This window comes from Pseudomonas arvensis (genome assembly GCF_056688935.1).
This window is the reverse complement of record NZ_CP162038.1, coordinates 2,843,744-2,870,298: the sequence shown is the minus strand read 5'-3', so window position 1 is coordinate 2,870,298 and position 26,555 is coordinate 2,843,744. Positions and strand designations below refer to the sequence as shown.

Genomic DNA, 26,555 nt, shown 5'->3' with positions numbered 1-26,555 from the left:
CTCTCATACGCAGCCTTCCCGTAGTAACCGGACAACGCTTCCCATTTTGCCACCCGTCAGCTCATGCACATCTGAGTATCGACCGCCGTAGGGCTTAGAGGCATCCCCAACTCGGGCACAGATGGCATCAACGAAGCTCTCAAAGCTTTCATCAAGATCGAATGTAGATAGCTCAAGCACCTCAACCCTTATGTCAGCGGACAGTAGATAATCGGAGTACTGCCCGATAGCGATCGGGTCGGCCGTCAAAAAAACAATCTTGAAGTGCCCCATGCGCAGGAGGTAGGCCAGCGCTCCAAGATTAGACCGGACGACCGACTTCGTCCCATGCAAGAGATCCTGAGCGTCCTCAACGATGAGGGCATGATAGCGTCTCAACCTGAGAGCTTCTTCGTAGGTCAGGGGCAAGTGCAGTACCGGCTCAACGACCGTACTGAGTGACAAACGCATTGAATAGATGATCTTGCCTAGCAGGTACTGACTACCAGTCATCAGAGGCTGATCGAGTATTAGTGTGTGATGTGACCTACGCAGCCTTACCCCGAGCTGCCGTCCAACACCCGACAATCCAGATCCCGTCATACCAGCGATACACACCACCAAGGGAATCTCAACCTCGGTCAGGCTGGCTACAGCGGCATGGGACAGACACCGCTCAAAAATTAATTTAGATAGGGGGGTGTTGACCCAAAACTCCCCAGCCATGTAGGAAACAGTTGCGGAGTCCATACTGATCAACTCAAGCCGGATTGCGCCGTGAGTAGTGCTCGATGTATTCGTCAGCGTCGAAATTGCCAAGCATTCGCTCCTTCGTGCGCAGGAGGCTTTTGGCGTCTATCCGCTCCTCGCCCGACAAAATGGCCTGCATGCAGGACTCTGTGACAAGATCCATTACTGAACGCAACGGGCACACGTCTCGCCTGACTGTTTCGGAGTATTTTGTGGATGCGAGTTGCTGCAACGTGCTGAGGAACTCGTGGCTCTCTACATCGGACTGGCCCCTCAACGGCATGTAACACATGACTCCCAGGAGCATGGCTTGAAAGATCTCTGACGTTAGATCTATCGACCCATCCGATTGGATCCCATAGCTCCAATCGGGCAGTTCCATTTTCCTAAGCGCGTACCGGGTGCCTAGCTGATCATCCCCATCCAGCATTTCTGACAAGAGGGATACGCCCACCACGACCACATTCAACTGCCAATTCCTGCCTGAAAAGCCTTTCAATGCTGAAAGGCACTTTTTAACACTGGTTTTGGTTAGCCTTTCTTGTAGATCCCGGATCTCATCAAAAACCACCACTCGAATATTGAGGGCTTTCACGGCCCGGATAGCCGAAAGATAGTCCTGATGGCTAGAGCTGAACGGTTGCCCTCTGTAAAGCATGCCAATAACTTGAAGCATTCTTATTTCTACGTCAGATGATAATTTTGATGTTTCTTCACTCATATCGATGTAGAGCACCCTGCCTTGCCACCCAGACCCGTGCTTGAAGCTCTCCTTCTCCCAACGCTGGGCCAGATAGCTTTTGCCAACGCCTGGACTTCCAATCAACGCCAGGCCTGGGTTCGATGCGCGCCTAGGAAGAGAGGCAAGATGCTTCACCATATTTGTGGCGACGCCTGCGGCAGGATAGTTAACCCAGATGTCACGAGCACACTTCAACGCACGCTCAGCGGGTGGAAGGTCAAGAAGCTTGCGTGTGCCTGGGCTTAGCTGGATCATAAGTCGTCATCTCCAGTGAAAGCTCTCACGACGCGCCTGGAGGATGGAGAAGCGGTTGTCGAGGTTTTGGAAGATGAAGTAACACCCTCTTGTGAGCCAGTAGGTGCCCTATCTCCATCCATATCCTTGAAAGGGCCAATCCATTCGGCCTGCGCAGCACTCTCCTGAGCCCTTAAAACCGAGCGGGTAGTCTCCTTATCTCGGCCTGTTGCCTTGTTGAACTCTCTGTGGAGAGCCATTCCTTCCTGCGTAAGCTGCCCACGCTGGAGGCCCTGCTTTTGTTGGATCTTGTATTCCAAGAGTGTTCTTGGCGTTTTAGAAGGCCTGAGGGTACGCAAAGGCTTCCACTTCCCATCATGCTTAACCCATATCCTATGCAAATTATTGATGTCAATTTTTATCGACACCATACTTCCGATCTTGTTAAAGTAAGGCCCATGCTCATAAGGAATGTATCTAGTTACAATTCCGGCAGGCCGAACCGTAACCCTACTTGAAGGTAGCATCTCAATCATAAATCCAAGGGGGTCATTCATGACCGGTGGTAACTTTAGAACGCCGTCATGAATACCGTATACCTTGTCCCACCTCATATTAGCGGTTAGTCCACCCTCACCGCCAGTGTTGTGGTTTTTGCAAATGTCGATGGCAACTATCTTAGTAATTTCTTTGATTGAATACCGCGCTGCAGTTTCAGGGTCGAAATCTGGACTTTTAAGGGGCGCAGAGCCCGTACTGCCAGCCAATGTTTGGAGGCAAAAGCGATTGATAACTCCCTGATCATTCTCCACCGCACCACCTGACTGAGGTCTCATCCGCCGTTCATGGTGTATACCGTAAAGATCAAAAGCCTTGCGAACGGTTTTTGCATTGAGGTCTGAGCCGCCATCAACGATGTAACCTTCTCCAGTGCCGTGCATAGGCCAACTATAATTAGAAAGCCCGAGCTCAGTCATGAACCTGGCCTTGGGCATCATTGCATGGTGGATAGCCGCTGCAACACTCGCTCGATTTGGAGCATTATAGCTTATGGAAAAACCCATTACTGCGTTAAAGAATGGGTTACTGACAACCGTCAACCATGCTCTGCCTAGGGGTTCTCTTGTATCCTCATGCACCAAGACTATATCTGTCGGCGTATGATCGACATGAAGCCATTTCATCGGATTTATGTGATCGATAGCTGGGAAAGCCCTAAATCGTTTATTTGCTATATCCGGGCCCAGTTGTTCCTTTACTTTTATTTTTTCTGATATCGCGCTGAGCCTGCGCCACATAGTAGTCTGGGATGGTGATTTCAAGCCTCTTCCATCACAACGTGTCACGACTTCGTCGTACACAAGCTGGTAGTTTGCGCCGTAGCCAGTATAATGGGAGTCAAACGCTTCTGCTATTATGATTTCGATTTCAGGCCTTATAGTCCCCTCGCCTAAACGCCGCCCAGACTTTCGGGGTAACTGGGACTGCCACCGGGGATCCTCGTTGTAGAGCTTCCGTCGTTTCTTGAAAGTGCTAAATGCCATTCCCGCCTCAGCCAAAGCAGTTTCCAAGTCGATCTTCTTGGCTTGAAATTTAACTATTATTGAAGTTATTTTTTGAGCTTCGCTAACTTCATCGCTATCATATTCGTTTGCAATGCGGGTTTCGTCCTCGCTGTTGAGGATATCCTGCTGTTTACGCAGTTGCAGAGATGCTTCAAAAAGCGACGTTGCGATTCCGGAGTCAAAAGGTACTATCTCGCTAACAGGTACGCTGTGCGTTTCAGCCAAATCAAGTGACTGGACGGAAACTAGATTAGTGGTAGCATCATAGCCCCTGATGCTGAAGACTTTGCCAGGTACGCTTTCAATGAAAACCGGAGTGCTCTGGTCAAGCTCCATAGTCAAGCCCCCAAGATAAGCTTACGACTATTGACCACTTAGAGCTATTGAGCGCTTAAGATTTACAAAGCGACAATATAGAAGTGATTTGCTTGGGCAACTCATATCAATATATCCAAAAATATTTTGAATCTTACTGACCATAATTATCCTGCTCGTCATAGGCATACCTAACTCATAATGCCAAACACTTGATATAATGAACTCTTGTAGAAAACAACATTCATGCTTGCGTGATGGGTCGCTCCTAACGATTTCAAAATAGTGTTTTATGAGTTTAATGGTCGACGCTGGAACGGGCTTTTCTGCTCCGGCGGTCTTCGATTCCAAACTATGTGATGTCGATACCATCTCCAGCATGTGATTGTTGAACTGGACGAGGAATTGCCGAGGCTGCAGGAGCAAGATGTCTTCAGCCTTGGCCGTCCTCACAGCGCCGGTCGCCAGGCGTACTAACCGTACCCTGCCATCCTGGCATGTCAGACTGCTTATAAGGCACATGCCCCCATCGCTGCGCTGTATTCCCATTGCCCCTGCGTAGAACATGTTGTGCTCCAATACCAGACCTTGCATCAAGGTTTAGCAGCAATGTTTCAAATTTCAAACATTCTTTGAAGGCTGAGCTATACTGTTGATTATGAAGAATAAAATAAAGCTACCATTTCATGAAGCGAGAGCTTTCGTTGCACGAAAGCTACCAGTTATTGAAAACTGCGCTCGTGCTCTTGCTGCATCAATGGATTAGGGATGAGCTATGGGTTACTGGTGGCGGCTAACTGATTGACTCACACCACTCTCTGAATCTCAGCCACCACCTGCATCGTTGCCTCTTCGATCGTTCCTTCATTACGGCACAACACCCAGCCATGTTCGGCAGCCGCCTGCTCAAACGCCTGGGTGCTGGCAACATGTTCTTCCAGCGCATGCATGACCGTACTGCTTAACCCGCGCCGTCGTGCTGCCGCTCGCGCCCATGAGATCTCAGGCGCGGTGACGACGCCGACGTGCAGGTCTGGCACTCGCACGTTTCGATCAAGGTTCAACTGAAGAATCTCTGCGAACGGCACGGTCCGGCGAAACGCTGCGTCCGATGGGTACCAACGATCAATCAATATGATGCTGTCCCGTGGCTGTTTGGGCAGCACGTGCTGAGTGATCCACGCCCGACTCTCAGCAAAACGCTCGCAAACCCTCAATTCCAATTCCCGACTTGGATGTCTGACGAGTTCGTTGACGAGGGCCATCGTTTGCGCTCGATGTGGGTCACTTTTGCTTTCGCAAAGCCGGATCACCTTCAGGTTGTCTGCCCTCAGTACGGTCGTGACGGCCTCCAAAAGCGTAGTTTTGCCAACGCCCTTGGGCCCATCCAGGGTAATAAACAGCTGAGAACTCATTCTTCATACATCAGTTGAAAACCGATGCGCACTCTAGCATCACTCGCGCACGAACCTTGGAATCACAAGGCCCAGGCTTTCGCGCAACGTCGTGCCTTCATACGCCGTGCGATACACACCTCGCGCCTGTAACAAAGGGATCACTTCCTGGGTAAACCGCGTGAACTGCTGCGGATGCCCTATATAGATGTTGAACCCATCCACAGCCCGTGCTTCGAACCATTCGGCCATTTTCCGTGCGACGGTTTCAGCCGATCCCACAAACGCGCCCGGACGCAACTGCCGGCCAAACTCCACGGTCTGACGCAACGTGAAGCCTTTTTCCCGTGCATGATCTGCAATGCGTTTGGCGGCAGTAAAGAAGCTGCTGCGTGCCGCTTCCAGACTTTGCTGTGGAAACGGCGCATCGAGGTCGTACTGGCTGAAATCATGCCAGCCGAAATTGCGCCCAAACTCCTTCAGTGCGAGCTCAAAGCTATGGTCGGCCTGATGATAGTGCTGCTCGATTTCCCGCGCGTGTGCATCGGTGTCGCCGACATAAATCTCGGCGCCCGGCATCACCAGCAATTGCTCCGGGTCGCGCCCCTGTTGCACCGCCCTGCCCTTTATATCCTGATAGAAAGCCTAGCCCTGCTCGATACTCGCAGCATGGGTGAAGATCACATCCGCCGTCGCAGCACCCAGCTCGCGGCCCTGCTGCGAATCACCGGCCTGGAAGATCACCGGTTGGCCTTGCGCTGAACGTTGGATATTCAACGGGCCGACCACCGAAAAGTGTTCGCCCTGGTGGTTCAGGCTATGCAGCTTGCTGGGATCCAAAAACTGCCCGGTCGCCCGGTCGCGCACGAATGCTTCCTCCTCGTAGGAGTTCCACAACCCCTGCACCACCTGGACATGTTCGACCGCGCGGCCGTAGCGTGTGTCGTAGTCGTAGTGTTCATCCCGGCTGTAATTGCCCGCAGTACCGGCATCGCCGCTGGTCACCACGTTCCAACCTGCACGACCTTTGCTGATCAGGTCCAATGAAGCCAGGCGCCGCGCCACGTTGTACGGCGAGTTGTAAGACGTGGTCAGCGTGCCGACGAGGCCGATATGGCGGGTGCTCACGGCGAGCGCCGATAACAGGGTCAGTGGTTCCAGGCGATTGAGGTAATGGGACGGCGAGCCCGGCGTGATGAACTGGCTGTCGACGATGAATATCAGGTCGAACAGCGCCGCTTCGGCCTGACGCGCAATGTCGATGTACCAGTCGATGTTGACGCTGGCATCTGCTGGCAGCTGCGGGTCAAGCCACAAGTTGTGGCGACCCGGCCCGCCGCTGCCCATGGTCAGGGCGCCCAGTTTGAGTTGTCGTTTGGTCATTGCAGAGGCTTCCTGTTCACGGCTGTTTATTGGCAACGGCAGGCTGCAAGGACGCCGCGAACGAGTCATCGAACAGGCTGGCGGCCGAGTAAGACTTGACCAAGCCCTGGCCGGTAAAAAAGTCCACGGTCTTTTGCGCTTCAACGGAAGATTGGGCGGTCACGGGCTCTACGGTGGTGCGCGCACGGGCAAACCAGGTTCGAGCGATATCCGCGTCCGCCCGGGTACGTTTGGCCCACGCATCGGCGTAGGCATCGGTGTTGGCCGGCGCTTGGCGAGCCCAGTCACGCGCCTTTTTCAGGCGCTGCAGAAAATCGTTGATGGGCGCCCGTTTGGCGTCCACGGCACTGGCGTTGGCGGCAATGAAACTCTGTGCTGGAATCAAGCCTTCAGCCGTGGCGAGCACCCGCGCACCTTGGCGTTCCTGTTGCGTCACGTAAGGTTCCCAGGTCGCGATGACGTCAACCGAGCCGCCTTCCAGCGCATGGGAGGCGTCCAGCGCGCTGAGGTAGCGCAGCTCCAGCGAGTCGCGGGCCACGCCGGCTTTATCCAGCGCCGTCAGCAGCAGTTGCTGGCTCCAGGAGCCTTTCCATATCGCCGCACGCTTGCCCTTGAGATCGGCAAGGCTCTTGATGGGCGAATCCTTGCTGACCAGGATGGCCACGCCGTCGAGGCTTTGCCGGCTGACCGCAATCACTTTGATCGGCGCGCCCAATGCGCCCAGAAACAGCACCGGCGCATCCCCCAGCAGGCCTATATCCAGGCTGCCGACATTGAGCGCCTCAGCAACCGGCGACCCGGCGGTAAATTGCTTCCATTCCAGGGTATAGGGCAAATCATCAAGCACCCCCGCCGCTTCCATCACGGCCTGGGCGTTGTAGCTTTAGTCACCAACCACCAGCGTTTGCGCCGTCGCGGTCAGGCTCAGCAAGGCGGCGGCCAACCCGGCCGCCAGTGTTGTCAGGTAACGCACGTTCGTCTCCAGATGCCTTGTCAGGCAGTTCAAGTCGATCCGTGCGTACGGTCTCGGTCGTGTTAACAGGAATAATCTGCGCCATACGATGAGGCGCGCCACGGCCACTGTAAAATACTGATAACGCATAACGTAATTCTATAATAATGCCTTACGTGCATTTTTAGCTGGGCGTGCTACATCTGTTTCGCGCATACCCCATGCTCAAACGTCATAATCCCCGGACCGCCTGCATGGTAATCTCGCGCGACCACGAATAGACATAAGTCGTCATATGACGATCAGAGCCAGGATAGAACATGCCCAAAAAATCTCACTCAGCGCTGCGCCGTAACTTCCGCGAATTGCTTGCCAAGCCGAGCTGCGTTGAAACCGCTTCCGTATTCGACCCCATGTCCGCGCGCATCGCGGCAGACCTGGGGTTTGAAGTGGGTATCCTGGGAGGGTCAGTCGCGTCGTTGCAGGTATTGGCGGCGCCCGATTTTGCGTTGATTACCTTGAGTGAGTTCGTTGAGCAGGCCACGCGCATCGGGCGTGTGGCCCAACTGCCGTTTATTGCAGATGCCGACCACGGCTACGGCAACGCCCTCAACGTGATGCGCACCGTCGAAGAACTAGAGCGCGCCGGCGTGGCCGCATTGACGATTGAAGACACCTTGCTGCCGGCGCAATTCGGGCGTAAATCCACTGACCTGATTTCCATCGAGGAAGGCATCGGCAAAGTCCGCGCCGCCCTGGAAGCCCGTGTCGACCCTGAGCTGTCGATCATTGCCCGGACCAATGCGGGTGTATTGCCCACCGAAGCGGTGATCGAACGCACGCTGGCCTATCAAAAAGCCGGTGCGGATGGGATCTGCATGGTGGGTGTGAGCGACTTCGAACACCTGGAAAAGATCGCAGAAAAGCTCACCGTTCCCTTGATGCTGGTGACTTACGGCAATCCCAAGCTCAACGACGCCCAGCGTCTGGCCAGCCTGGGCGTGCGCGTGGTGGTTGCCGGGCATGGCGCCTATTTCGCGGCAATCAAAGCCACTTACGACAGCTTGCGTGCCCAACGCCAGTTAACCCACAGCACCTCCAACCTCAGCGCGACCGAACTGACGCACACCTACACGCTGCCCGAAAGCTACGTGGCGTGGGCTGAAGAGTTCATGGACGTCAAAGAGTAGGTAGCAGTCCCAACGCGGGCTGTGCGACGGTTCGACAAGCCCGCTCACCACAAAAGCTGATCTGCTCCCCGCTATCAGCCAACCCAACCTACGGCAGCCTTGGGAATCACCTCCGACTCATCCAGCTTCGACGCAAACATACTCACCGCCTGCACCGCATCGCTGGTGCTGGTGCGAATCTGCAAGATCACCGAACCTGCCTGGTCCGCCAGTTGAACGCCACGTTGCGCGCCTTCTTGGGTGGCATTCATGCTGGTCACCGCGTCGCGGGTTTCGGAGAGGATCATGCCGATCATCTCGGCGATTTCCGCCGTGGAGCGGCTGGTTCGGCCAGCCAGTTGCCGGACTTCGTCGGCCACTACCGCGAAGCCCCGGCCTTGGTCGCCGGCCCGTGCGGCTTCGATGGCGGCGTTGAGTGCCAGCAGGTTGGTCTGGTCGGCAATGCCACGAATAGTGTTGACGATCGCGGTGATTTGCTCCGAACGATCGCCCAGTTGCCCGACCAGGCGCGCCGAGGAGCCGATGTTTTCAGCAATCCGGCGCATCTCCGTGGCAGTTTCCTGAATGACCTGAGTGCCGTGCTCGGCAAACCGTTCGGTTTCGGACGAGATGTGGTAAGCCCGCGAGGCGCCACGGGAGTCTTCTTCGAACTTCTCCACGCGTTCGGTGATGTCACTCGCGAACTTGACGATCTTGAGCAGCTTGCCGTCGCCGTCGTAGACCGGGTTGTAACTCGCTTCCAGCCACACGACGCGGCCATGTTTGCCGAGGCGTTTGAATTGCCCGGTGAAGAATTCGCCGTTGTTCAAGCGGCGCCAGAAGTCGGCGTACTCGTGGCTGTTGATCAAGGTGGGTTCGCAAAACAGGCGGTGATGTTTGCCTTTGAGCTCAGCCAGCGAATACCCCATGACGTTCAGGAAGTTGGCGTTGGCATCCAATACCTGGCCGTTCAAGTCGAATTCGATGACAGCCATTGCCCGGTCCAGCGCCGCCAGTTTGCTGCGGGTAGCCGCTTCCTGTTCGACGCTGGTGGTGATGTCCAGCGCGTACTTGACCACTTTCAATACCCGGCCACCCTCATCCAGGACCGGGTTGTAGCTGGCCTCAAGCCAGATGGTCTTGCCTTGGGCGTCCACCCGCCTGAACTTGCCCGACACAAACTTGCCGGCCTTGAGGTCCGCCCAGAACTGGCCGTAGGCCGGGCTGCTGGTGAGCGCCGGCAAGCAAAAATCACGATGGGATTTACCGGCCAGCTGCTCGCGGCTGTAACCCAGCGTCCGCAGAAAGTTGTCGTTAGCGCTTAACACCTTGCCATTGAGGTCAAATTCGACCACGGCCATGGAGCGTTCGAGTGCTGCAATCAGTCCCTTGTATTCGGTGACTTCGGCCGTCCTGGCTGCCAGTTCTGTTTTAAGCGTTGTATTGAACATGACGTGAACCTCAACCGTGTGCAGAAGCTATCTCTAACTCGCTATCGGCGGCTGAATACGCGACTTTACGCGGCGTTGATATTTATTTTCTGGCGTCAAAAAGCTGCTCCCGCGGGTTTGCCCAAGCGGCTGATTTCGGGGACCATGGGCGCCTTTACGAACCGTCCAACGAGAGGCACCCATGGCCAACCACGACCTGTCCTACACCCCCGATCCTGATGCCGATTCCATCTCCTCCGACGTGATCGGTTTCAACGGTATCCTGGTCTCCACCCAGATCCCGACCCGCGCTGACGGCAGCCTGGAGCTGGGCGATATCACCTTGCAATGCGAATGCACCCTGCAAGCCCTGAAAGTCGCGCTGGAAAAGGCCGGCAGCTCCATGGACCGGGTGATGCACCTGACCATCTATCTGACGGATATGGCCGATCGCGCCGCGTTCAACGAGGTCTACAAACGCTTCTTCGCCAAGCCGTGGCCCGTGCGTGCGGCGGTTGGCGTGGCTGCGTTGGCGGTAGAAGGCATGCGCGTGGAAGTGACCGCGATGGCCGCCAAGGCCTGAGTGCGTGCCGGTCAGGCATTTCACAGCTACAATGCGCGCCTCAACCGTGACAAGCCTGACTAAAAAAACTATGTCCATGCCCAAGCATCACCTGGAATTGCTCAGCCCTGCCCGCGATGTCGCCATCGCGCGCGAGGCGATCCTGCATGGCGCTGACGCCATTTACATCGGCGGCCCCAGTTTCGGCGCTCGCCATAACGCCTGTAACGACGTGAGCGATATCGCTCAGTTGGTAGAATTCGCCCACCGTTACCATGCGCGCGTCTTCACCACCATCAACACCATCTTGCATGACAACGAACTGGAACCCGCACGCAAGCTGATCCATCAGCTCTACGATGCCGGTGTCGACGCGTTGATCGTGCAGGACCTGGGCGTAATGGAGCTGGATATTCCGCCCATCGAGCTGCACGCCAGCACCCAGACCGATATCCGCACCCTGGCCCGCGCAAAGTTTCTCGACCAGGCCGGTTTCTCGCAGTTGGTGTTGGCCCGTGAGCTGAACCTGCAAGAAATCCGCGCCATTGCCGACGAGACCGATGCCGCCATCGAGTTCTTTATCCACGGCGCCCTGTGCGTGGCGTTCTCCGGGCAGTGCAACATCTCCCACGCGCAAAATGGCCGCAGCGCCAACCGTGGCGATTGCTCCCAGGCCTGCCGCCTGCCGTACACCTTGAAAGACGATCAGGGCCGCGTCGTGGCCTTTGAAAAGCACTTGCTGTCGATGAAAGACAACAACCAGAGCGCCAACATCCGCGCCCTGGTCGAAGCCGGTGTGCGTTCGTTCAAGATCGAAGGTCGCTACAAGGACATGGGTTATGTGAAGAACATCACCGCCTATTACCGCCAGCGCCTCGACGATGTGCTCGAAGACCGCACGGACCTCGCCCGCGCATCCAGCGGCCGTACCGTGCACTTCTTCCTGCCTGACCCGGAAAAAACCTTTCACCGTGGCAGCACCGACTATTTCGTCAGCGACCGCAAGATCGACATCGGCGCCTTCGATACCCCGACCTTCACCGGCCTGCCGGTAGGGACCGTGGAAAAAGCCGGCAAGCGCGACCTGCAAGTGGTCACCCATGAGCCGTTGTCCAACGGTGATGGCCTGAACGTGCTGGTCAAACGTGAAGTGGTGGGGTTCCGCGCCAACATCGCCGAGCCCAAGGGCGAGTTCGAGGAAGACGGCCAGAAGCGCTACCGCTACCGCGTCGAGCCGAACGAAATGCCCGCCGGCCTGCACCAGTTGCGCCCGCACCATCCGCTGAACCGCAACCTGGACCATAACTGGCAACAGGCACTGCTCAAGACCTCAGCCGAGCGCCGTATCGGCCTGTCGTGGGTGGCGCGCCTGCGTGAAGAGCAACTGGAAATCACCGCGACCAGCGAAGAAGGCATCAGTGCTGGCGTTACCCTGCCCGGCCCGTTCGGCGTGGCCAATAAGCCTGAGCAAGCGCTGGATACCCTGCGCGACCTGCTTGGCCAACTGGGCACCACCGAGTACCACGCAACGGATATCAAGCTGGACGCGCCCCAGGCGTTCTTCATCCCCAACTCTCAGCTCAAGGCATTGCGCCGTGAAGTGATCGAAGCACTGACGGCTGCCCGTGTCGCCGCCCACCCCCGTGGTGGACGCAAGGCCGAAACCACCCCGCCGCCGGTGTACCCGGAAGCGCATTTGTCGTTCCTGGCCAACGTTTACAACCAGAAGGCCCGCGACTTCTACCACCGTCACGGCGTCCAGATGATCGACGCGGCGTTTGAAGCCCATGAAGAAACCGGCGAAGTGCCGGTGATGATCACCAAGCACTGCCTGCGTTTCTCGTTCAACCTGTGCCCTAAACAGGCCAAGGGTGTGACGGGCGTGAAAACCAAGGTCGCGCCGATGCAATTGATCCATGGCGACGAAGTGCTGACACTGAAGTTCGACTGCAAACCGTGCGAGATGCACGTGGTGGGCAAGATCAAGGGGCATATCCTTGGCCTGCCGCAGCCGGGCAGCGTGGTTGAGCATTTCAACCCGGACAAAATCATCTTCCAGGGCACGCACTGACACTGCGGGAGCGGGGCCACCACCAGCCCCGCTGCAACCCGGCAGCCGCCAGCAGAATCGTTGCCACTCCCAGCCATTGCAGCCAACCCAGTTGGTGTCCGAATGCAATCCAGTCGACACCTATCGCCGCTATCGGGTAGATAAACGATAGCGCGCCGGTCATGGCCGTCGGCAGTTTCTGGATCGCGCCGTACAGCAACACATACATCAACCCGGTGTGGACCACACCGAGGGTGACCAACGCCGGCCAGGCATAGCTCGTCTGCGGCAAGCTGTTCCAAGGCACCAGCGGGGCCAACAGCAACGTGCCGGTGATCACCTGGATCAATGCCAGCAAATGCGGCGGCACGCCCTTCAAGCGCTTGATGATCAACGCCGCGACCGCATACAAAAACGCCGCACCCAACGCCAGCGCGACGCCCGCCATATAATCCCCGCCACTGCCTTGTTGATCGCCATGGGCCGTGACGATTGCCAGCATCCCCAGGAACGCCACGCTCAGCCAGGCCAGCTTCTGCACGGTGATCCGTTCGCCAAGAAACAGCGCCGCCAGCATGACCAATATGAACGGCTGCACGTTGTACACCGCCGTACTGATGGCGATGGACGCACGGGAATAGGATTCAAACAGCAGCAGCCAATTACCGACGATGGCCACGCCGCTGAGCATCGCCAACCCCAGCTTGGCCCAACTGAGCAGGTCCAGGCGCAGGTAACCCAGCAGCGCACAGACCAGCAGTAACGTCAGCCCGCCGATCACGCAGCGCCAGAACACCACTTCGATCACCGACACGCCCGATACCAGCACAAACCAGCCAATGGTGCCGGAGATCAGCATGGCGGCGACCATTTCCCACAAACCGCGACGGATGGATGTGTCCATGATTGAAGCTCCTCAAGTGAGGCTCAATTATGGCAATCTGCTGGGTGGCGGCTCCAGCGACTAAATCAGGCCAGATGCCCGGATCACCTTTACTTATTAGGCGAATACCATGATTGACACTATCGACCAGCAACTGATCACGGCGCTGATGGACGACTCGCGATTGTCGCTCAAGATGCTGGCGGGCATTACCGGGCTGTCCTCGCCCAGCGTCAGTGAACGCCTGCGTCGCCTGGAAGAGCGCGGCGTGTTGACCCACTACACCGTAGACGTGGACCCCAAGCACTTCGGCTATCTACTGCAAGCCATCGTGCGCATCCGCCCCCTGCCCGGCCAATTGCAGGAAGTGGAACGCCAGATCCAGGCGATCCCCGAGTTCACCGAGTGCGACAAGGTGACAGGCGAAGACTGCTTTATCGCCCGCCTGCATGTGCGCACCATGGACCACCTCGACAGCTTGCTCGACCGCCTCAACGTCTACGCCGAAACCAACACCGCCATCGTCAAGAAAACCCCGGTGAAGCGGCGTTTGCCGCCGTTGGCGGACTAGATGCCAAGTACTCACTTCGTCGCGTAGCTGTCGAGCGCAAGCGAGGCTGCGTCAGCGCAGTGTCAGGCACACCGCACACTCAGCCCCGCCAAAGCTCGGGGGATATTGATTGCTTCAACTACGCAGCGCCTGCGCAGCCCTCAGTAAGGCTCGAAATTGGACATACCGCGCCTCCAGCACTGGCTGTTGTGACTCGTCGGGCAGGTAGCGCGCCTTGACCGGCATGCCCTTGGCCAGCAACTCCTCGCCCTGCCCCACCGCCAGCAACCCCAGCTTCGCCGCCCCGATACACGCGCTCAACTCGCTGCCGTGCAGGGTATGAATTTCCCGCTGAAGGATATTGGCCAACAACTGCGCCCAATACTCGCTACGTGCACCACCGCCCACCAGCGCACAGGCGCCCACGCTGGCACCAGCCGATTGCACGGCGCGCAACGCATCCAGCAAGCCAAAGCAAACGCCTTCCATCACCGCATACCCGAGCATGGCCGGTGTGCAGTCGTGCCCCAGGTTCATGAAACCGCCACGCAACAAGGGATCGTTATGGGGCGTGCGCTCCCCGGCCAGGTACGGCAAAAACAACGGCGTGTTCAGCGGCACCGCCTGGGTGATCGGCAATTGCGCCTGGACCTGATCAAGCAACGTTTGCTCATCCGCCGTTCCGGTCAGTCGCGTGACCCAACGCAGGCAACTGGCGCCCGCGAGCATGGCGCCCATGGTGTACCAGCGCTCGGGCAACGCATGGCAGAAGCTATGGACCGCGCTGGTCGGGTTGCCAGCCGCATGATCGGTAATAGCCACAATCGCCGCGCTGGTGCCGAGGGTGATGAAACCGTCACCGGCGTTGATTGCACCGATCCCCACAGCGGCCACCGGGTTATCACCGCCACCACCGGCAATCACAACGTCGGCTGAAAAACCGAGGCCACTCGCGGTCACACGCGTACTCGGCGCACCGCCTTCCACCAGCCTGGGCATCTGCGCAGGCGTGAGGCCTGTTGCGTGCAGCATCGGGGCGAACCACTCGCGGCGCGCCACATCCAGCCACAGCGTACCGGCGGCATCCGACATCTCGCTGATGCGCTCACCACTCAGGCGCAGACGCAGGTAGTCCTTGGGCGACAGCACGCAGTCAATCGCCTTGAACACGTCAGGCTCATGCCGCTGCAACCACAACAGTTTGGGTGCGGTCAGCCCGGCCATGGGCAAACTGCCGGTGACGTCGGCAAACGCCGACCCCAGTTGCTCGGCTTCGGCCACAGCGCGGGAGTCGTCCCACAGGATCGCCGGGTACAGCACGCGGTCGTCATCACCGAGTAAAACCGCACCGTGCATCTGCCCGGACAACCCGATACAGGCCACACGGGCAAACGCCTCATGCCGACGCAATTGGTCCAAGGCCTGTAGACAGGCCTGCCACCAGTCTTCAGGGGCTTGTTCGGACCAGCCGCTGTGGCGCCGCGACACACTCAAGCGCACGCCGGCATGGGCCAGCACGGCACCGTCGGTGTCCATGAGGATGGCCTTGAGTTCAGAAGTGCCGAGATCAATACCGAGGGAAACAGGACCGTTCATACGTGGGTTATTCCAATCAATCACAGCCGCAGGAGTTACGTATTTGCAGGGTCGGCGCCAGTCGTACGCTCTGCGGCGGCGAGCTGGGCGAAGCCATGCGTTGCAGCAATAAGTCCACCGCACGTGCGCCGAGGGCCTGGACCGGCTGCGCGATCAGGCTCAAGCGCGGCACGAAGAAATCCGCCCAATCGAAATCATCGAAGCCCACCAGGGCCATCTGCCCCGGCACCTCGATCTGCGCCTCCCGCAATGCCTGCATGGCACCGAGGGTCATCAGGTTATTGCCGGCCATAATTGCCGTAGGCGGCGCAGCCAGGCGCAGCAACTGCACGGTGGCCTGGCGTGCCGGCTCAGTGTTGGAGCCGCCGTTGACCAACAATTGCGCATCAAACACCAGCCCCGCCGCCTGCAACGCCGCTTTGTACCCGGCCACACGCTCATCCGTGGTGCTGAACCCGGCACGCCCGGCAATGAAAGCGATACGGCGATGCCCATGGGCAACCAGGTGTTCAATAAGGGCCTGGGTCGGCTGCGCATTCTCCACCCCGACCTGGTCGAACTGCTCACTCATCATGCGATCCACGAGCACCGCCGGAATCTCGTTGGCCTGCAAGTACTCCAGGGCCATCGAGCCGTTGGACGGCGCCAGCACAATCCCGTCGACGCGCCGGTGATGCAGCGCCGTGACCACCCGCAACTCCTGCTCCGAGTCGTCATGGGTATCGACAAACAGCATCATGTAGCCGTGTTTGGCGCACTCGGTTTCAATCGCGTGCACGGTTTCGCTGAAGTAATGGTTGGACAACGCCGAGATCGCCACGCCAATGGTGTTGGTACTGGAACGGGCCAGCGAGCGCGCCAGGGTATTGGGGATATACCCCAACGCCTGGATCGCCCGCTGCACCGCCTGCACCGTGGCCGGGCTGACTTTGCGGGTGCCGTTCAACACATGGGACACGGTCGAGGTCGACACCCCCGCCCGGCTTGCCACGTCATCCATGGTGACCACGGCGCGGTTCCTTTCAATAGATCAATGTTTACTCGACCAGCCGCTATACGTACCGACGTTGTCGCGCGTGATGAGTTTGGGGGTGAGCAGGGTAACCGCTTCGGCCGGGGCTTTGTCATTGAGAATGTCATTGCCCACATTCACCGCGGTCTTGGCCATGGCCCAAGGGTCCTGGCTGGCGGAGGCCTGGATCTGGGTGTCGGTCTTCAGGGCGTTCTCGATATCCGGCGCGCCGTCCACCGAGGTAATGATGATGCCGCTGCGCTTGAGCTGCTTGGCCGCCAGGTCGCTGCCGATAGCCTGCGGGTCGTTGATCGCGAACAGCCCGTCGATTTTGGCGAAGCGCGTGAGGTAACCCTGCATCACATTCAAGCCGCCTTCGCGCGAGCCCTTGCCGTCCTGGTCGTCGGACAGCACCTTGATCTCCGGCGCCCCGGCCAGCGCCGCCTTGCAGCCTTTGACGCGGTCGGTCACGGCGGTGACTTGCGGGCCGTTCTGGATGATCACATTGCCTTTGCCCGAGAGCTTGTCCACCAGGTACTGGCAGGCGAGCTTGCCGGCTTCGACGTTGTCGGTCTGCACGGTAGCGTTCACGCCTTTTGCGTCGACGTCCACCGCGACCACGACGATCCCGGCATCGCGGGCCTTCTTGATCGCCGATGCCATGGCGGAGGGGTCCACGGCGTTGATCAGAATCAGATCGACCTTGGACGAGATGAAGTTATCGATCTGTGAGAACTGCTTGCTCAGGTCATAGTCGGCCGACACCGAGGTGACCTTGACGCTGGGGTTCAGCTCCTTGGCGCGGGCGGTTGCGCCGTCGGCCAGGGTCACGAAGTACGGGTTGCCCAACGAGCCCATGCTGATGCCCAGGGCTTTGAGTTCACGGGCCTCCACGGCTTGGGACATCAGGGCAGCCAACGCAACGACGGGGAACAGGTGTTTAAGCTTCATGGTGATCTCTCTTGTGATTGTTGTATGAGTGAAATCAGGTCCGCGCACCGGACTGGCGATAACGATCCAGCGCCACCGCGCCAATGATCACGATGCCCTTGATGATGTACTGCCAGATATCCGAGACGCCCAGCAGCACCAGGCCATTGGTCAGCACCGCGATAATCAGCGCACCGATCAAGGTGCCGCCAATGGTGCCCACGCCGCCGGTAAAGCTGGTGCCGCCGAGGATCACCGCCGCAATCGCATCCAGCTCATAGGATTGCCCGAGTTGCAGGCCATTGGCCGCGAACAGCCGCGAGGCGCTCATCACCGCACCGAGCCCGGCCAACGCACCGGACATGGCATAGACAAACAGCAGCACCTTCCACACCTTGATCCCGGACAGCCGCGCCGCCTCTGGATTGCCGCCCACCGAATAAATCTGCACGCCCATCACCGTGCGGCGCAGGATGAACCACGACAGCGCCACCACCGCCACGGCGATCACCACCAGCCACGGCACACCCAGGATCGAGTCGTTGCCGATAAATGCAAACGGCAAGTCGGGGTTGAACACCGTCTTGTCGTCCGCCAGCAACCGCGCCAACCCACGCATGGCGGTGAGTGCACCGAGGGTGACGATAAACGGCGGCAGGCGCATAAAGGCGATCAACCCGCCGTTGACCAGCCCCAGCAGCAGGCCAAAGCCAATCCCGGCGGCAATCCCGAACATGCCGAACTGCGGCGACATCGACGCCTGCAACGCCACCACAGCGGATGCCGCCAGAATCGCGCCCACCGACAGGTCGATGCCCGCCGTGAGGATCACAAAGGTCATGCCCGCCGCCAGCACCACGTTGACCGAGGCCTGCTGGGTGATGATCGACAGGTTCTGCACCGTCAGGAAGTTCTCGCTGGCCAAGGCAAAGCCCACCAGCAGCAGGATCAGCACCGGCAACATGCCGACCGTGCGCATCAGTTCGCGGGCGCGCTCTGCCTCGCCTGTTGTTGCAATCATTGAATCAGCCATGGGCAACCACCTGATCGCCACCGGTGGCGAGGTCAATAATACGTTCCTGGGATATAGCGTGGCCCGAGGCCCCGCCGACTTCGGCCACCAACTGGCCTTCGCGCATGATCAGCACCCGGTCGCAGGTGCCGATGATTTCCGGCAGCTCGCTGGAAATCACCACGATGCCCACGCCGGCCTGGGCCAGTTGGTTGATGATGCGGTAAATCTCGGACTTGGAACCGATGTCCACGCCCCGGGTAGGTTCGTCGAGGATCAGCACGTGGGGCTTGACCTCCAGCAGCCGGGCCAGCAACACCTTCTGCTGGTTGCCGCCGGACAGCGCGCCCACGTTGACCTTGCCCGACGCCACGCGAATCGACAGTGACTTGATGGCAGCATTCGCGCGCTGCGCCGCATGCCCGCGATCGAGTACGCCACCTGCGTGGGCATCGGGCACGCAAGCGCAGACGTTGATGTTGTCGGCCACGCTCATGTCCAGGAACAGGCCCTGGGCCTTGCGGTCTTCGGTGAGGTACACCACGCCGGCGCGAATCGCGTCCGCCGGGGTGCGCAGTTGGGTGACGGTCTTGCCCACCACTTCCAGGGTGCCGCTGGTGCGTGGGTCGGCGGCAAAGATCAAGCGCGCCAGCTCCGTGCGCCCTGCCCCGACCAGCCCGGCGATGCCCAGCACTTCACCGGCGTGCACGTCGAAACTGCAGTTGCGCACGCGCTTGCCATCGGCCATGTCGCGCACACGCATCACCACGTTGCCGGGGTTGTAGGCGGCGTGTTCCTTTTTATAGAAGCCGGAGAGGTCGCGGCCCACCATCATCTTTACCAACACCTCGGCCGACAGCGCGTCGCGGGTCAGTTCGCCGATGTACTGGCCGTCGCGCAGCACCGAGACGCGGTCGGACAACTCATAGATCTCGGCCATGCGGTGGCTGATATAGATGATCGCCAACCCCTGGCTGCGCAGTTGCTTGATCAGCGCGAACAGGCGGTCGGTCTCGCGGGACGACAGCGGCGTGGTGGGTTCGTCCATCACCAGAATCCTGGCGTGGGCGTGCAAGGCGCGGGCGATTTCCACCAGTTGGCGCTCGGCTATCGACAGGCTGCTGACCTGGGTGGTCGGCGTGAACTCCGCGCCCAGGCGTTGCAGCACTTCGATGCAGCCAGCCTGCATGGCCTTGCGGTCGATGGTCCAGCCTCGGCGCAGTTCGCGGCCCAGGTAGATGTTCTCGGCCACGCTCAGGTTCGGGCACAAGCTCAATTCCTGATAGATCACGGCGATGCCGAGGGCTTTGGCGGTGGCGGGGTTGTAGGTGGCGATGGCCTGGCCGGCAATGCGGATTTCGCCGCCGGGATCGGCCTGGTAGGCGCCGGAGAGGATTTTCATCAGCGTCGATTTGCCGGCGCCGTTCTCCCCCATCAAGGCGTGGATTTCGCCGGGGTAGACCTTCAGGCCGACACTTTTGAGCACGCGCAAACCGTTGAAGGTTTTGCTGATGCCCTGCATCTCAAGCAAGGGTTCAAGGCTCATCAATGAGCTCCTGGTTTTATTATTTTTGTGGTCGAGCGAGGACGACTCTAATTCAGATACATTTGCTTACGCAAGCGCTTGCCTACGCCATTTATCGATTAGTGAAACGTTTCATCAGCGCACAAAACTAAAAACACCCCAATGCAGACGTATCACACCAAACGGATACGGTTAGCCATCAAAGCGCCATAATCTCTGCTATTGTCCAAGCACCTCATCTCCTCCTCGTCGCGTCATTGCGATCTTCTGTGAGCATGCTCTGCGCCCTCGCCTGCTGACGAAGGCGGGCCTGAAGTTCACGGAACGCGCTAACGATGGAAACACCTGGAATCACGCCGCCGCAGTCACGCGCGGAAAAAATCGTCGAATTCAAACGTCAGAAAACCCTGCTCAAGACCGGTGCCCTGCAAGACGCCATCTTCAACAGTGCTTACTTCTCCAGCATCGCTACCGACGAAAAAGGCGTGATCCAGATCTTCAACGTCGGTGCCGAACGCATGCTCGGTTACGCCGCAGCCGATGTAGTCAACCGCATCACCCCCGCCGATATATCCGACCCTGCTGAGCTGATCACCCGCGCCGCCGCCCTCAGTCAAGAACTCGACACGCCCATCACGCCTGGCTTCGAGGCGCTGGTGTTCAAAGCCTCGCGGGGCATTGAGGACATCTACGAGCTGACCTACATCCGCCAGGACGGCAGTCGCCTGTCCGCCATGGTGTCGGTGACGGCGTTGCGCAATCGCAATGACACCATCATCGGCTACCTGCTGATCGGCACCGACAACACTGCACGCAAACAGGAAGAAGCCGAGCGCAAAGGCTTTGAGCGCGCCCTGGAAGAAAAGAACCTGGAGTTGGAACACGCCAACCTCATGAAGTCCGAGTTCCTCGCGACCATGTCCCACGAACTACGTACGCCGCTGAATGCGGTGATCGGTTTTTCCGAGGCGTTGAAGGACGGCCTGGTGGGCGACATGAGCGAGATCCAGCGTGAATACATCGGCGATATTTTCACCAGCGGCCAGCACTTGCTGTCGCTGATCAACGACATCCTCGATTTGTCCAAGGTCGAGGCCGGGATGATGGACCTGGAACTGGAGCCGGTGGAACTGGCCGGCCTGTTGGCCAACAGCCTGCTGATCGTGCGCGAAAAGGCCGCCCTGCAGCGTATCCAACTCAAACTCGACAGCCAGGACGACCTGGGCACGCTGGTGCTGGACCTGCGCAAGACCAAGCAGATCGTCTACAACCTGCTGGCCAATGCGGTGAAGTTCAGCGCACACGGCAGCGACGTGACCCTGGCGGTGCGGGAGGTCGGCCGCGCGCAAGTCGGCGAGGTCCCCGGCGATTGGCCGGTACACGGCTTTGCCCTGCAACCCAGCGTGCACCAGCGATTCCTTGAGCTGAGCGTAAGCGATAGCGGTATCGGCATCGCCCCGGATGACATGGGCAAGCTGTTCAAGGCCTTCAGCCAGATCGACAGCAGCCTGGCGCGCAAATTCGAAGGTACCGGGCTGGGCCTGGCGATGGTCAAGCAACTCACCGACCTTCAGGGTGGCAGCGTTGCCGTGGCCAGCCGCGAAGGCCTGGGTGCGCGTTTTGTGGTGTGGCTGCCGCTGCATCGTGCGATCGACACGGCGGAGGCCACATGCCCGAAATCCTGATTGTCGAAGACAACGAAGCCAACATGCGCCTGGCGCGCTTGTTGCTGGTCAACGCCGGCCACAGCGTGTTGTGGGCCGCCGATGCCGAGAGCGGCCTGACCATGGCCCGCGAACACCAGCCGGCGCTGATCCTGATGGATATTCAATTGCCAGGCATGGACGGCCTGGCAGCAACCCGATTGCTCAAGCAAGACCCTCATACCGCGCACATCCCGGTGATCGCCCTTACCGCCATGGCCATGAAGGAAGACCGGGAAAAAGCCCGGTTGGCCGGGTGCGACGCGTATGTCAGCAAACCCCTGCGCTACAAGGAGCTGTACCAGGAGATCGACACCCTGCTGAACCCGACCCTCACTCCTCCTGTATGAGTCCTCTCCATGGCCAGCTCACCCGCAACGCTATTGATCGTTGACGACGAACCCCAGGTTCGCAAGTTGTTGGAAACCCTGCTGCATCACGAGGGCTACGTGACCCAGAGTGCCTGCTGCGGTGAAGAGGCCTTGCGCCTGGTGGCGCAGCAGCCGCCGGACCTGATCCTGCTGGACATCATGATGCCGGGCATGGACGGCTACGAGGTCGCCAGCCAGCTCAAGGGCAACCCGGCCACGGCGAACATCCCGATCATCATGCTTTCGGCGTTGAGCGACGCCAGTGCGCGGGTCAGCGGGTTGGAGACGGGCGCTGAAGAGTTCATCAGCAAACCGATTGAACGGGTCGAGTTGTGGCTGCGCGTGCGTAATTTGCTGCGGCTCAAGGCCCATGGCGACGAGCTGAAAAAACACAGCATCATGCTTGAGCAGCAACTGCACGCCGATGACACCACCCTGTTTACGGTGCACGACCTCGCACGCCAAGACATGGAAAAAGCCCTGCGCGGAGCGGTTGAACGCAATGAGTTCACGCTGCATTACCAGCCCAAGGTCGAGGTAGCCAGCGGAACAGTCTGCGCCTTGGAAGCCCTGCTGCGCTGGGACCGGCCCGGCTATGGTGCGGTCTCGCCCGCGGTGTTTGTGCCGATCCTGGAGAGCCTGGGCCTGATCGTACCCGTTGGGCGCTGGGTCATTGAGCGGGCTTGCGAACAGATCGCCAGGTGGCAGCGCAGCGATATCGGTGCACGGGAGGTCTCGGTGAATGTCTCCGGCCTGCAGTTGATCAACGGCGACCTGATTGCCGACATTGCGCGAATCCTCGCCAAAACCGGGGTTGAAGCGCACTGGCTGGAGGTTGAATTGACCGAAGGCTCACTGATGGAAAACACCCAGCGCACCATCGCCAGCCTCCAACGTTTGCGCGCCATGGGCGTGAAGATCTCCATTGACGATTTTGGTACCGGCTATTCAAGCCTGGCCTACCTGCGCCGCTTTCCCCTGGATACATTGAAGATCGACATCGCCTTTATCCGTGAAGTCACCACTAACCCGCAGGACGCGGCTATCACCCGCACGATTATCGAACTGGCCCACGGACTGGGCTTGCTGGTCGTCGCCGAAGGCGTAGAAACCGCTGCACAACTGGCGTTCCTGAAGGAGGCCGGGTGTGATCAGATTCAAGGTTATCTCTACAGTCGGCCGCTGCCAGTGGAAGCGCTGGAGCAACTGTTGCTCGCGTAGGGCACGCATGACACATCGAAAAAAACTGAATTTCGCACCGTACCGCAGCTTCTAACTGTCAGGACCAGCAGCGCGAGAAATGCGATGAAAAAGATAGGCCAGCGGTTGTATGAAGAGCGCCAACGCCTGGGGTATTCCCAGCAATACCTGGCTCAGGCCGGCGGCGTAACGGCGCGGGAACAGCGGCAGTATGAGCAGGGGGAAGATATGCCGCGCGCCGATTACCTCGCGGCGTTGGCCGCTGAAGGTGTGGATGTGGTGTACGTGATTACTGGCAAGCCCAGCACTGTTATCTCCATCAGCCGTGCGCAGGCGCAAACACTGATCGACAACCGCGTGCTGGGTCAGGAATTGCCGCCGGACGGGCAGGATGAAGGCGACATCTACTTCATCCTGGACCCGTCGTCACGGGACACATCGGATCAATCCTGATCCTCGGTATTGCCCACGTCCGCCGCTTCATCCAGATCATTCAGCGGCACTTCGGCATCATCCATCAATGAACCTGGGTCTTCATTGCCCGGGTCGTTGAGTTCTTCGTCGAGTTCTTTTGACATGACCCTCTCCACTATCCGCCTTGTGTGTCGATGTCCGCATCGGTTTCAGGCTTGTGCTCAGGCTCAGGCTCGAAATCGGGGCTATAAGCGTTCTCCTCGGCTTTGGGATCACGCCCGGCATTCGGGTCTTTTGGCGCATCCGCAGCCGTCGACGGTGCTGGCTCGCCGCCATCAATCGCCGGGTCGTTACGGTTGCTGGTTTGCGGGTCGTCAGTTGTACTCATGGTACTCACCTCTACTTGGCCTACATGATGTTAAGGCGCCGCGAGGCCGCTTGAAGTTCCGTTCGATTGCTTAGCGGATGGGATTGTCGATCTGGATGTAGAACGCATACATCCCCAGCAACAGCCAGAACGCCATGAACAACCACGGTGCGCGCATCGAAAACAACAGCGACTTGCGATAGCCCTTGTGGGACGACTCCACTTCCGAGAACAGCGGCGACTCGTCATAGGCCAGGCCCATCACTGGCTCGCTGCGCAGCAGCTCGCTTTGCTTGTAATGCCAGTGATCAATGATGTCGTAGGCCGCACGAATGCCCGGCCAGGCGTTGAGCGAGCTGAGGATGCCCAGCACCGCCAGAAAGACCGGCACCACCAGGGTAAACAGCTTGCCCCACTCCGGATTGAGATTGCCCATGCCCGATACAAAGGCGATGACCAGAAACGACTGCGCCGTGAGGTAGGCATCGGTGCGGTTGGCGAGGATGCTGGTTTCGTACTGGATCTCGCGGCGGTAGAAGTCCAGGCGGTCCTTGGGTGAACCAAAGATCTTGGCGCTGTGTTCGCTGTGATCGGTCAGCGCCGCTTCCGGTGTGTGCGGAGAGATGATTCTGGGCACGATCGTGCTCCATTAGGCTTCGAGTCCTGTTAGAAAAACCTGGCGCGGATGAAGTTCAAGTTTGTTGCGCACCAAACAAGGGCGCCCATTGCCTCTTTGTGGGGATTGGGCCTGCTCGTCGCTGGAGTGCGCAGCGATGCGATTCTTTTTGGGGGCTGCTGCGCAGCCCGGCGCGGGGCAAGCCCGCTCACTACAAGGTCATTGAGCACGCGGGCATGGGTTTCGGCACACGCATTGCTTAACCCATTCATCTGCCCGTAAACAGGAGCAATCGTTACCCCCCGACCCAGAGCCGACCTCATAAGAAAGTAAGGACCAGGCCTGCTGGCACTCTGCGCCACAGGCTCATAAAAACATGCGTTTTTTAAAGCGGCAGTGCCACCCCCCACGCAACCCTGGGCACTGACAAGGTACTGGAATGGCTCGATCTTTCTTTGATGAAATGAATGACGCAAATGGCGTATGCCGTGCGCACTATCAGGATTTCTCCCGCTGGCTGGCCAACACGCCGCCGGAACTGCTGGCCCAGCGCCGCCGCGAGGCCGACCTGCTGTTCCACCGCGCCGGGATCACCTTCACCCTCTATGGTGACGAGCAAGACACCGAGCGCCTGATCCCCTTCGACATCATCCCCCGCAGCATCCCCGCCAGTGAGTGGAGCGTGATCGAACGCGGCTGTATTCAGCGGGTCAACGCGCTGAACATGTTCCTCGCCGATATCTACCACGACCAGCGCATCATCAAGGCCGGGATCATTCCGGCGGATCAGGTGCTGGGCAATGAGGGTTATCAAAAGGCGATGGTCGGGCTGGACCTGCACCGCGATATCTACTCGCATATATCCGGCGTCGACCTGGTGCGCGACGGCGACGGCACGTACTACGTGCTCGAAGACAACCTGCGCACTCCCAGCGGCGTGAGCTACATGCTCGAAGACCGCAAAATGATGATGCGCCTGTTCCCGGAAGTGTTCGCCAAGCAGCGCATCGCACCCGTGGACCACTACCCCAACCTGCTGCTCAAGACCCTGAAAAGCGCCAGCCGCCTGGATAACCCCAACGTGGTGGTGCTGACCCCTGGCCGCTTCAACAGCGCATTCTTCGAACATGCGTTCCTGGCGCGGGAAATGGGCGTGGAGCTGGTGGAAGGCGCCGACCTGTTCGTGCACGACCTCAAGGTCTTCATGCGCACCACCGACGGTCCCAAGGCGGTGGATGTGATCTACCGGCGCATCGACGATGCCTTCCTTGACCCCCAGGCATTCAACCCGGACTCGATGCTCGGCGTGCCTGGCCTGGTCGCGGCCTATTGCGCCGGCAACGTGGTGCTGGCCAACGCAATAGGCACTGGCGTGGCGGACGACAAGTCGATCTACCCCTACGTGCCGGCGATGATCAAGTTTTACCTGGATGAAGAGCCGATCCTGCAAAACGTGCCGACCTTCCAGTGCCGCAAGCCGGATGAACTGTCCCATGTGCTGGCCAACCTGGGTGAATTGGTGGTCAAGGAAACCCAAGGCTCCGGCGGCTACGGCATGCTGGTCGGCCCCGCCTCCACCGCCGCCGAGATCGAGGACTTCCGCCAACGCATCAAGGCCCGTCCTCACGCCTATATCGCCCAACCGACCCTGAGCCTGTCCACCTGCCCGACCTTTGTCGAAAACGGCATTGCCCCGCGGCATATCGACCTGCGGCCCTTCGTGCTTTCGGGCAAGGAGACCCGCCTGGTGCCCGGTGGCCTGACGCGGGTGGCGCTGCGTGAGGGCTCGTTGATCGTCAACTCGTCGCAAGGCGGCGGAACCAAGGACACCTGGGTGGTGGAGGGCTGAAT

General features: G+C 59.0%; 23 protein-coding genes and 2 pseudogenes. 9 read left to right on the top strand and 16 right to left on the bottom strand.

Annotated elements, in window-relative coordinates:
* Positions 1-3: 3 nt before the first annotated feature.
* From AB3G88_RS12800 to AB3G88_RS12775, 6 genes and pseudogenes are all read right to left on the bottom strand, one after another.
* Positions 4-798: a hypothetical protein gene (locus AB3G88_RS12800; RefSeq protein WP_480454235.1), complete on the bottom strand. Its 795-nt coding sequence runs from the start codon at positions 796-798 to the stop codon at positions 4-6.
* A complete protein-coding gene (locus tag AB3G88_RS12795; RefSeq protein ID WP_458285733.1) occupies positions 740-1,726 on the bottom strand; it encodes a TniB family NTP-binding protein in 987 nt (328 codons plus the stop codon). Before AB3G88_RS12795 ends, AB3G88_RS12800 begins: the two co-directional genes overlap by 59 nt.
* Positions 1,723-3,606, bottom strand: a complete 1,884-nt coding sequence (locus AB3G88_RS12790) for a TnsB C-terminal domain-containing protein (RefSeq protein WP_480454233.1) — start codon at positions 3,604-3,606, stop codon at positions 1,723-1,725. The genes AB3G88_RS12795 and AB3G88_RS12790 overlap by 4 nt, the downstream gene beginning before the upstream one ends.
* Before the next feature lie 785 nt (positions 3,607-4,391).
* Positions 4,392-5,000 (bottom strand): dTMP kinase, encoded by a 609-nt coding sequence (locus tag AB3G88_RS12785; RefSeq protein ID WP_191958520.1) that lies wholly within the window; start codon positions 4,998-5,000, stop codon positions 4,392-4,394.
* Between the two features lie 39 nt (positions 5,001-5,039).
* A pseudogene (locus AB3G88_RS12780) lies at positions 5,040-6,362 on the bottom strand (LLM class flavin-dependent oxidoreductase).
* A gap of 16 nt (positions 6,363-6,378) precedes the next feature.
* A pseudogene (locus AB3G88_RS12775) lies at positions 6,379-7,335 on the bottom strand (ABC transporter substrate-binding protein).
* A 299-nt stretch (positions 7,336-7,634) separates the two neighbouring features.
* Here AB3G88_RS12775 and AB3G88_RS12770 point away from each other — a divergent pair.
* Positions 7,635-8,504 carry an oxaloacetate decarboxylase gene (locus AB3G88_RS12770; protein ID WP_099582933.1) on the top strand — a complete coding sequence of 290 codons (870 nt, stop codon included), beginning with the start codon at positions 7,635-7,637 and terminating at the stop codon, positions 8,502-8,504.
* 74 nt (positions 8,505-8,578) lie between these two features.
* Here the strand turns inward: AB3G88_RS12770 and AB3G88_RS12765 are convergent, their stop codons facing one another.
* On the bottom strand, positions 8,579-9,934 hold the full coding sequence (locus tag AB3G88_RS12765) for a methyl-accepting chemotaxis protein (protein WP_191947813.1): 1,356 nt from the start codon (positions 9,932-9,934) through the stop codon (positions 8,579-8,581).
* 181 nt (positions 9,935-10,115) lie between these two features.
* Between AB3G88_RS12765 and AB3G88_RS12760 the strand changes: the two genes are divergently transcribed.
* On the top strand, positions 10,116-10,496 hold the full coding sequence (locus tag AB3G88_RS12760; RefSeq protein WP_099582929.1) for a RidA family protein: 381 nt from the start codon (positions 10,116-10,118) through the stop codon (positions 10,494-10,496).
* A gap of 70 nt (positions 10,497-10,566) precedes the next feature.
* Positions 10,567-12,546 (top strand): peptidase U32 family protein, encoded by a 1,980-nt coding sequence (locus AB3G88_RS12755; protein ID WP_099582928.1) that lies wholly within the window; start codon positions 10,567-10,569, stop codon positions 12,544-12,546.
* On the opposite strand, the gene AB3G88_RS12750 is transcribed toward AB3G88_RS12755, so the two are convergent.
* Positions 12,524-13,429, bottom strand: a complete 906-nt coding sequence (locus AB3G88_RS12750; RefSeq protein ID WP_480454231.1) for a DMT family transporter — start codon at positions 13,427-13,429, stop codon at positions 12,524-12,526. The two genes, AB3G88_RS12755 and AB3G88_RS12750, sit on opposite strands and share 23 nt — an antisense overlap.
* Positions 13,430-13,538: 109 nt before the next feature.
* On the opposite strand from AB3G88_RS12750, the gene AB3G88_RS12745 reads away from it, so the two are divergent.
* Complete coding sequence (locus AB3G88_RS12745; protein ID WP_191947812.1) at positions 13,539-13,979, top strand: Lrp/AsnC family transcriptional regulator; 441 nt, start codon at positions 13,539-13,541, stop codon at positions 13,977-13,979.
* A gap of 114 nt (positions 13,980-14,093) precedes the next feature.
* On the opposite strand, the gene xylB is transcribed toward AB3G88_RS12745, so the two are convergent.
* From xylB to AB3G88_RS12720, 5 genes are read right to left on the bottom strand one after another with little or no spacing between them, the layout of a single operon-like run.
* Entirely contained in the window at positions 14,094-15,554 is a 1,461-nt protein-coding gene (gene xylB / locus AB3G88_RS12740) for a xylulokinase (RefSeq protein WP_480454229.1), read from the bottom strand.
* A gap of 16 nt (positions 15,555-15,570) precedes the next feature.
* Positions 15,571-16,563 (bottom strand): LacI family DNA-binding transcriptional regulator, encoded by a 993-nt coding sequence (locus tag AB3G88_RS12735; protein WP_480454227.1) that lies wholly within the window; start codon positions 16,561-16,563, stop codon positions 15,571-15,573.
* 21 nt (positions 16,564-16,584) lie between these two features.
* Positions 16,585-17,517 carry an ABC transporter substrate-binding protein gene (locus AB3G88_RS12730; RefSeq protein WP_480454226.1) on the bottom strand — a complete coding sequence of 311 codons (933 nt, stop codon included), beginning with the start codon at positions 17,515-17,517 and terminating at the stop codon, positions 16,585-16,587.
* A gap of 34 nt (positions 17,518-17,551) precedes the next feature.
* Positions 17,552-18,529 carry an ABC transporter permease subunit gene (locus tag AB3G88_RS12725; protein WP_480454224.1) on the bottom strand — a complete coding sequence of 326 codons (978 nt, stop codon included), beginning with the start codon at positions 18,527-18,529 and terminating at the stop codon, positions 17,552-17,554.
* A complete protein-coding gene (locus AB3G88_RS12720; RefSeq protein ID WP_400524569.1) occupies positions 18,522-20,054 on the bottom strand; it encodes a sugar ABC transporter ATP-binding protein in 1,533 nt (510 codons plus the stop codon). The genes AB3G88_RS12725 and AB3G88_RS12720 overlap by 8 nt, the downstream gene beginning before the upstream one ends.
* Positions 20,055-20,368: 314 nt before the next feature.
* Here AB3G88_RS12720 and AB3G88_RS12715 point away from each other — a divergent pair, with 314 nt between their 5' ends.
* The 4 genes from AB3G88_RS12715 (at position 20,369) to AB3G88_RS12700 (ending at position 23,760) form a co-directional block, all read left to right on the top strand.
* Positions 20,369-21,718 (top strand): sensor histidine kinase, encoded by a 1,350-nt coding sequence (locus AB3G88_RS12715; protein WP_112195231.1) that lies wholly within the window; start codon positions 20,369-20,371, stop codon positions 21,716-21,718.
* Positions 21,703-22,086, top strand: a complete 384-nt coding sequence (locus AB3G88_RS12710) for a response regulator (protein WP_099582914.1) — start codon at positions 21,703-21,705, stop codon at positions 22,084-22,086. The genes AB3G88_RS12715 and AB3G88_RS12710 overlap by 16 nt, the downstream gene beginning before the upstream one ends.
* Positions 22,087-22,095: 9 nt before the next feature.
* On the top strand, positions 22,096-23,328 hold the full coding sequence (locus AB3G88_RS12705; protein ID WP_099582912.1) for an EAL domain-containing response regulator: 1,233 nt from the start codon (positions 22,096-22,098) through the stop codon (positions 23,326-23,328).
* A gap of 84 nt (positions 23,329-23,412) precedes the next feature.
* Positions 23,413-23,760 (top strand): helix-turn-helix domain-containing protein, encoded by a 348-nt coding sequence (locus tag AB3G88_RS12700; protein WP_099582911.1) that lies wholly within the window; start codon positions 23,413-23,415, stop codon positions 23,758-23,760.
* Here AB3G88_RS12700 and AB3G88_RS12695 read toward each other — a convergent pair.
* From AB3G88_RS12695 to AB3G88_RS12685, 3 genes are all read right to left on the bottom strand, one after another.
* Positions 23,751-23,885, bottom strand: coding sequence for a hypothetical protein (locus AB3G88_RS12695; RefSeq protein ID WP_256592792.1), 135 nt, complete (start codon positions 23,883-23,885; stop codon positions 23,751-23,753). The genes AB3G88_RS12700 and AB3G88_RS12695 overlap by 10 nt on opposite strands.
* 11 nt (positions 23,886-23,896) lie before the next feature.
* Entirely contained in the window at positions 23,897-24,109 is a 213-nt protein-coding gene (locus AB3G88_RS12690; RefSeq protein WP_112195229.1) for a hypothetical protein, read from the bottom strand.
* A 70-nt stretch (positions 24,110-24,179) separates the two neighbouring features.
* Positions 24,180-24,725: a hypothetical protein gene (locus AB3G88_RS12685; RefSeq protein WP_099582907.1), complete on the bottom strand. Its 546-nt coding sequence runs from the start codon at positions 24,723-24,725 to the stop codon at positions 24,180-24,182.
* Positions 24,726-25,143: 418 nt separating this feature from the next.
* Here AB3G88_RS12685 and AB3G88_RS12680 point away from each other — a divergent pair, with 418 nt between their 5' ends.
* A complete protein-coding gene (locus AB3G88_RS12680; RefSeq protein ID WP_099582905.1) occupies positions 25,144-26,553 on the top strand; it encodes a circularly permuted type 2 ATP-grasp protein in 1,410 nt (469 codons plus the stop codon).
* The last annotated feature ends 2 nt before the right edge of the window (positions 26,554-26,555 follow it).

Bases quoted from the DNA above. Each gene is read 5' to 3' on its own strand.
- AB3G88_RS12790 (WP_480454233.1), bottom strand. From the start codon at position 3,606: ATGGAGCTTGACCAGAGCACTCCGGTTTTCATTGAAAGCGTACCTGGC.
- xylB (WP_480454229.1), bottom strand. From the start codon at position 15,554: ATGAACGGTCCTGTTTCCCTCGGTATTGATCTCGGCACTTCTGAACTC.
- AB3G88_RS12705 (WP_099582912.1), top strand. From the start codon at position 22,096: ATGGCCAGCTCACCCGCAACGCTATTGATCGTTGACGACGAACCCCAG.
- AB3G88_RS12765 (WP_191947813.1), bottom strand. From the start codon at position 9,934: ATGTTCAATACAACGCTTAAAACAGAACTGGCAGCCAGGACGGCCGAA.
- AB3G88_RS12750 (WP_480454231.1), bottom strand. From the start codon at position 13,429: ATGGACACATCCATCCGTCGCGGTTTGTGGGAAATGGTCGCCGCCATG.
- AB3G88_RS12700 (WP_099582911.1), top strand. From the start codon at position 23,413: ATGAAAAAGATAGGCCAGCGGTTGTATGAAGAGCGCCAACGCCTGGGG.
- AB3G88_RS12745 (WP_191947812.1), top strand. From the start codon at position 13,539: ATGATTGACACTATCGACCAGCAACTGATCACGGCGCTGATGGACGAC.
- AB3G88_RS12760 (WP_099582929.1), top strand. From the start codon at position 10,116: ATGGCCAACCACGACCTGTCCTACACCCCCGATCCTGATGCCGATTCC.
- AB3G88_RS12680 (WP_099582905.1), top strand. From the start codon at position 25,144: ATGGCTCGATCTTTCTTTGATGAAATGAATGACGCAAATGGCGTATGC.
- AB3G88_RS12730 (WP_480454226.1), bottom strand. From the start codon at position 17,517: ATGAAGCTTAAACACCTGTTCCCCGTCGTTGCGTTGGCTGCCCTGATG.
- AB3G88_RS12695 (WP_256592792.1), bottom strand. From the start codon at position 23,885: ATGTCAAAAGAACTCGACGAAGAACTCAACGACCCGGGCAATGAAGAC.
- AB3G88_RS12710 (WP_099582914.1), top strand. From the start codon at position 21,703: ATGCCCGAAATCCTGATTGTCGAAGACAACGAAGCCAACATGCGCCTG.
- AB3G88_RS12725 (WP_480454224.1), bottom strand. From the start codon at position 18,529: ATGGCTGATTCAATGATTGCAACAACAGGCGAGGCAGAGCGCGCCCGC.
- AB3G88_RS12795 (WP_458285733.1), bottom strand. From the start codon at position 1,726: ATGATCCAGCTAAGCCCAGGCACACGCAAGCTTCTTGACCTTCCACCC.
- AB3G88_RS12690 (WP_112195229.1), bottom strand. From the start codon at position 24,109: ATGAGTACAACTGACGACCCGCAAACCAGCAACCGTAACGACCCGGCG.
- AB3G88_RS12770 (WP_099582933.1), top strand. From the start codon at position 7,635: ATGCCCAAAAAATCTCACTCAGCGCTGCGCCGTAACTTCCGCGAATTG.
- AB3G88_RS12785 (WP_191958520.1), bottom strand. From the start codon at position 5,000: ATGAGTTCTCAGCTGTTTATTACCCTGGATGGGCCCAAGGGCGTTGGC.
- AB3G88_RS12720 (WP_400524569.1), bottom strand. From the start codon at position 20,054: ATGAGCCTTGAACCCTTGCTTGAGATGCAGGGCATCAGCAAAACCTTC.
- AB3G88_RS12715 (WP_112195231.1), top strand. From the start codon at position 20,369: ATGGAAACACCTGGAATCACGCCGCCGCAGTCACGCGCGGAAAAAATC.
- AB3G88_RS12755 (WP_099582928.1), top strand. From the start codon at position 10,567: ATGTCCATGCCCAAGCATCACCTGGAATTGCTCAGCCCTGCCCGCGAT.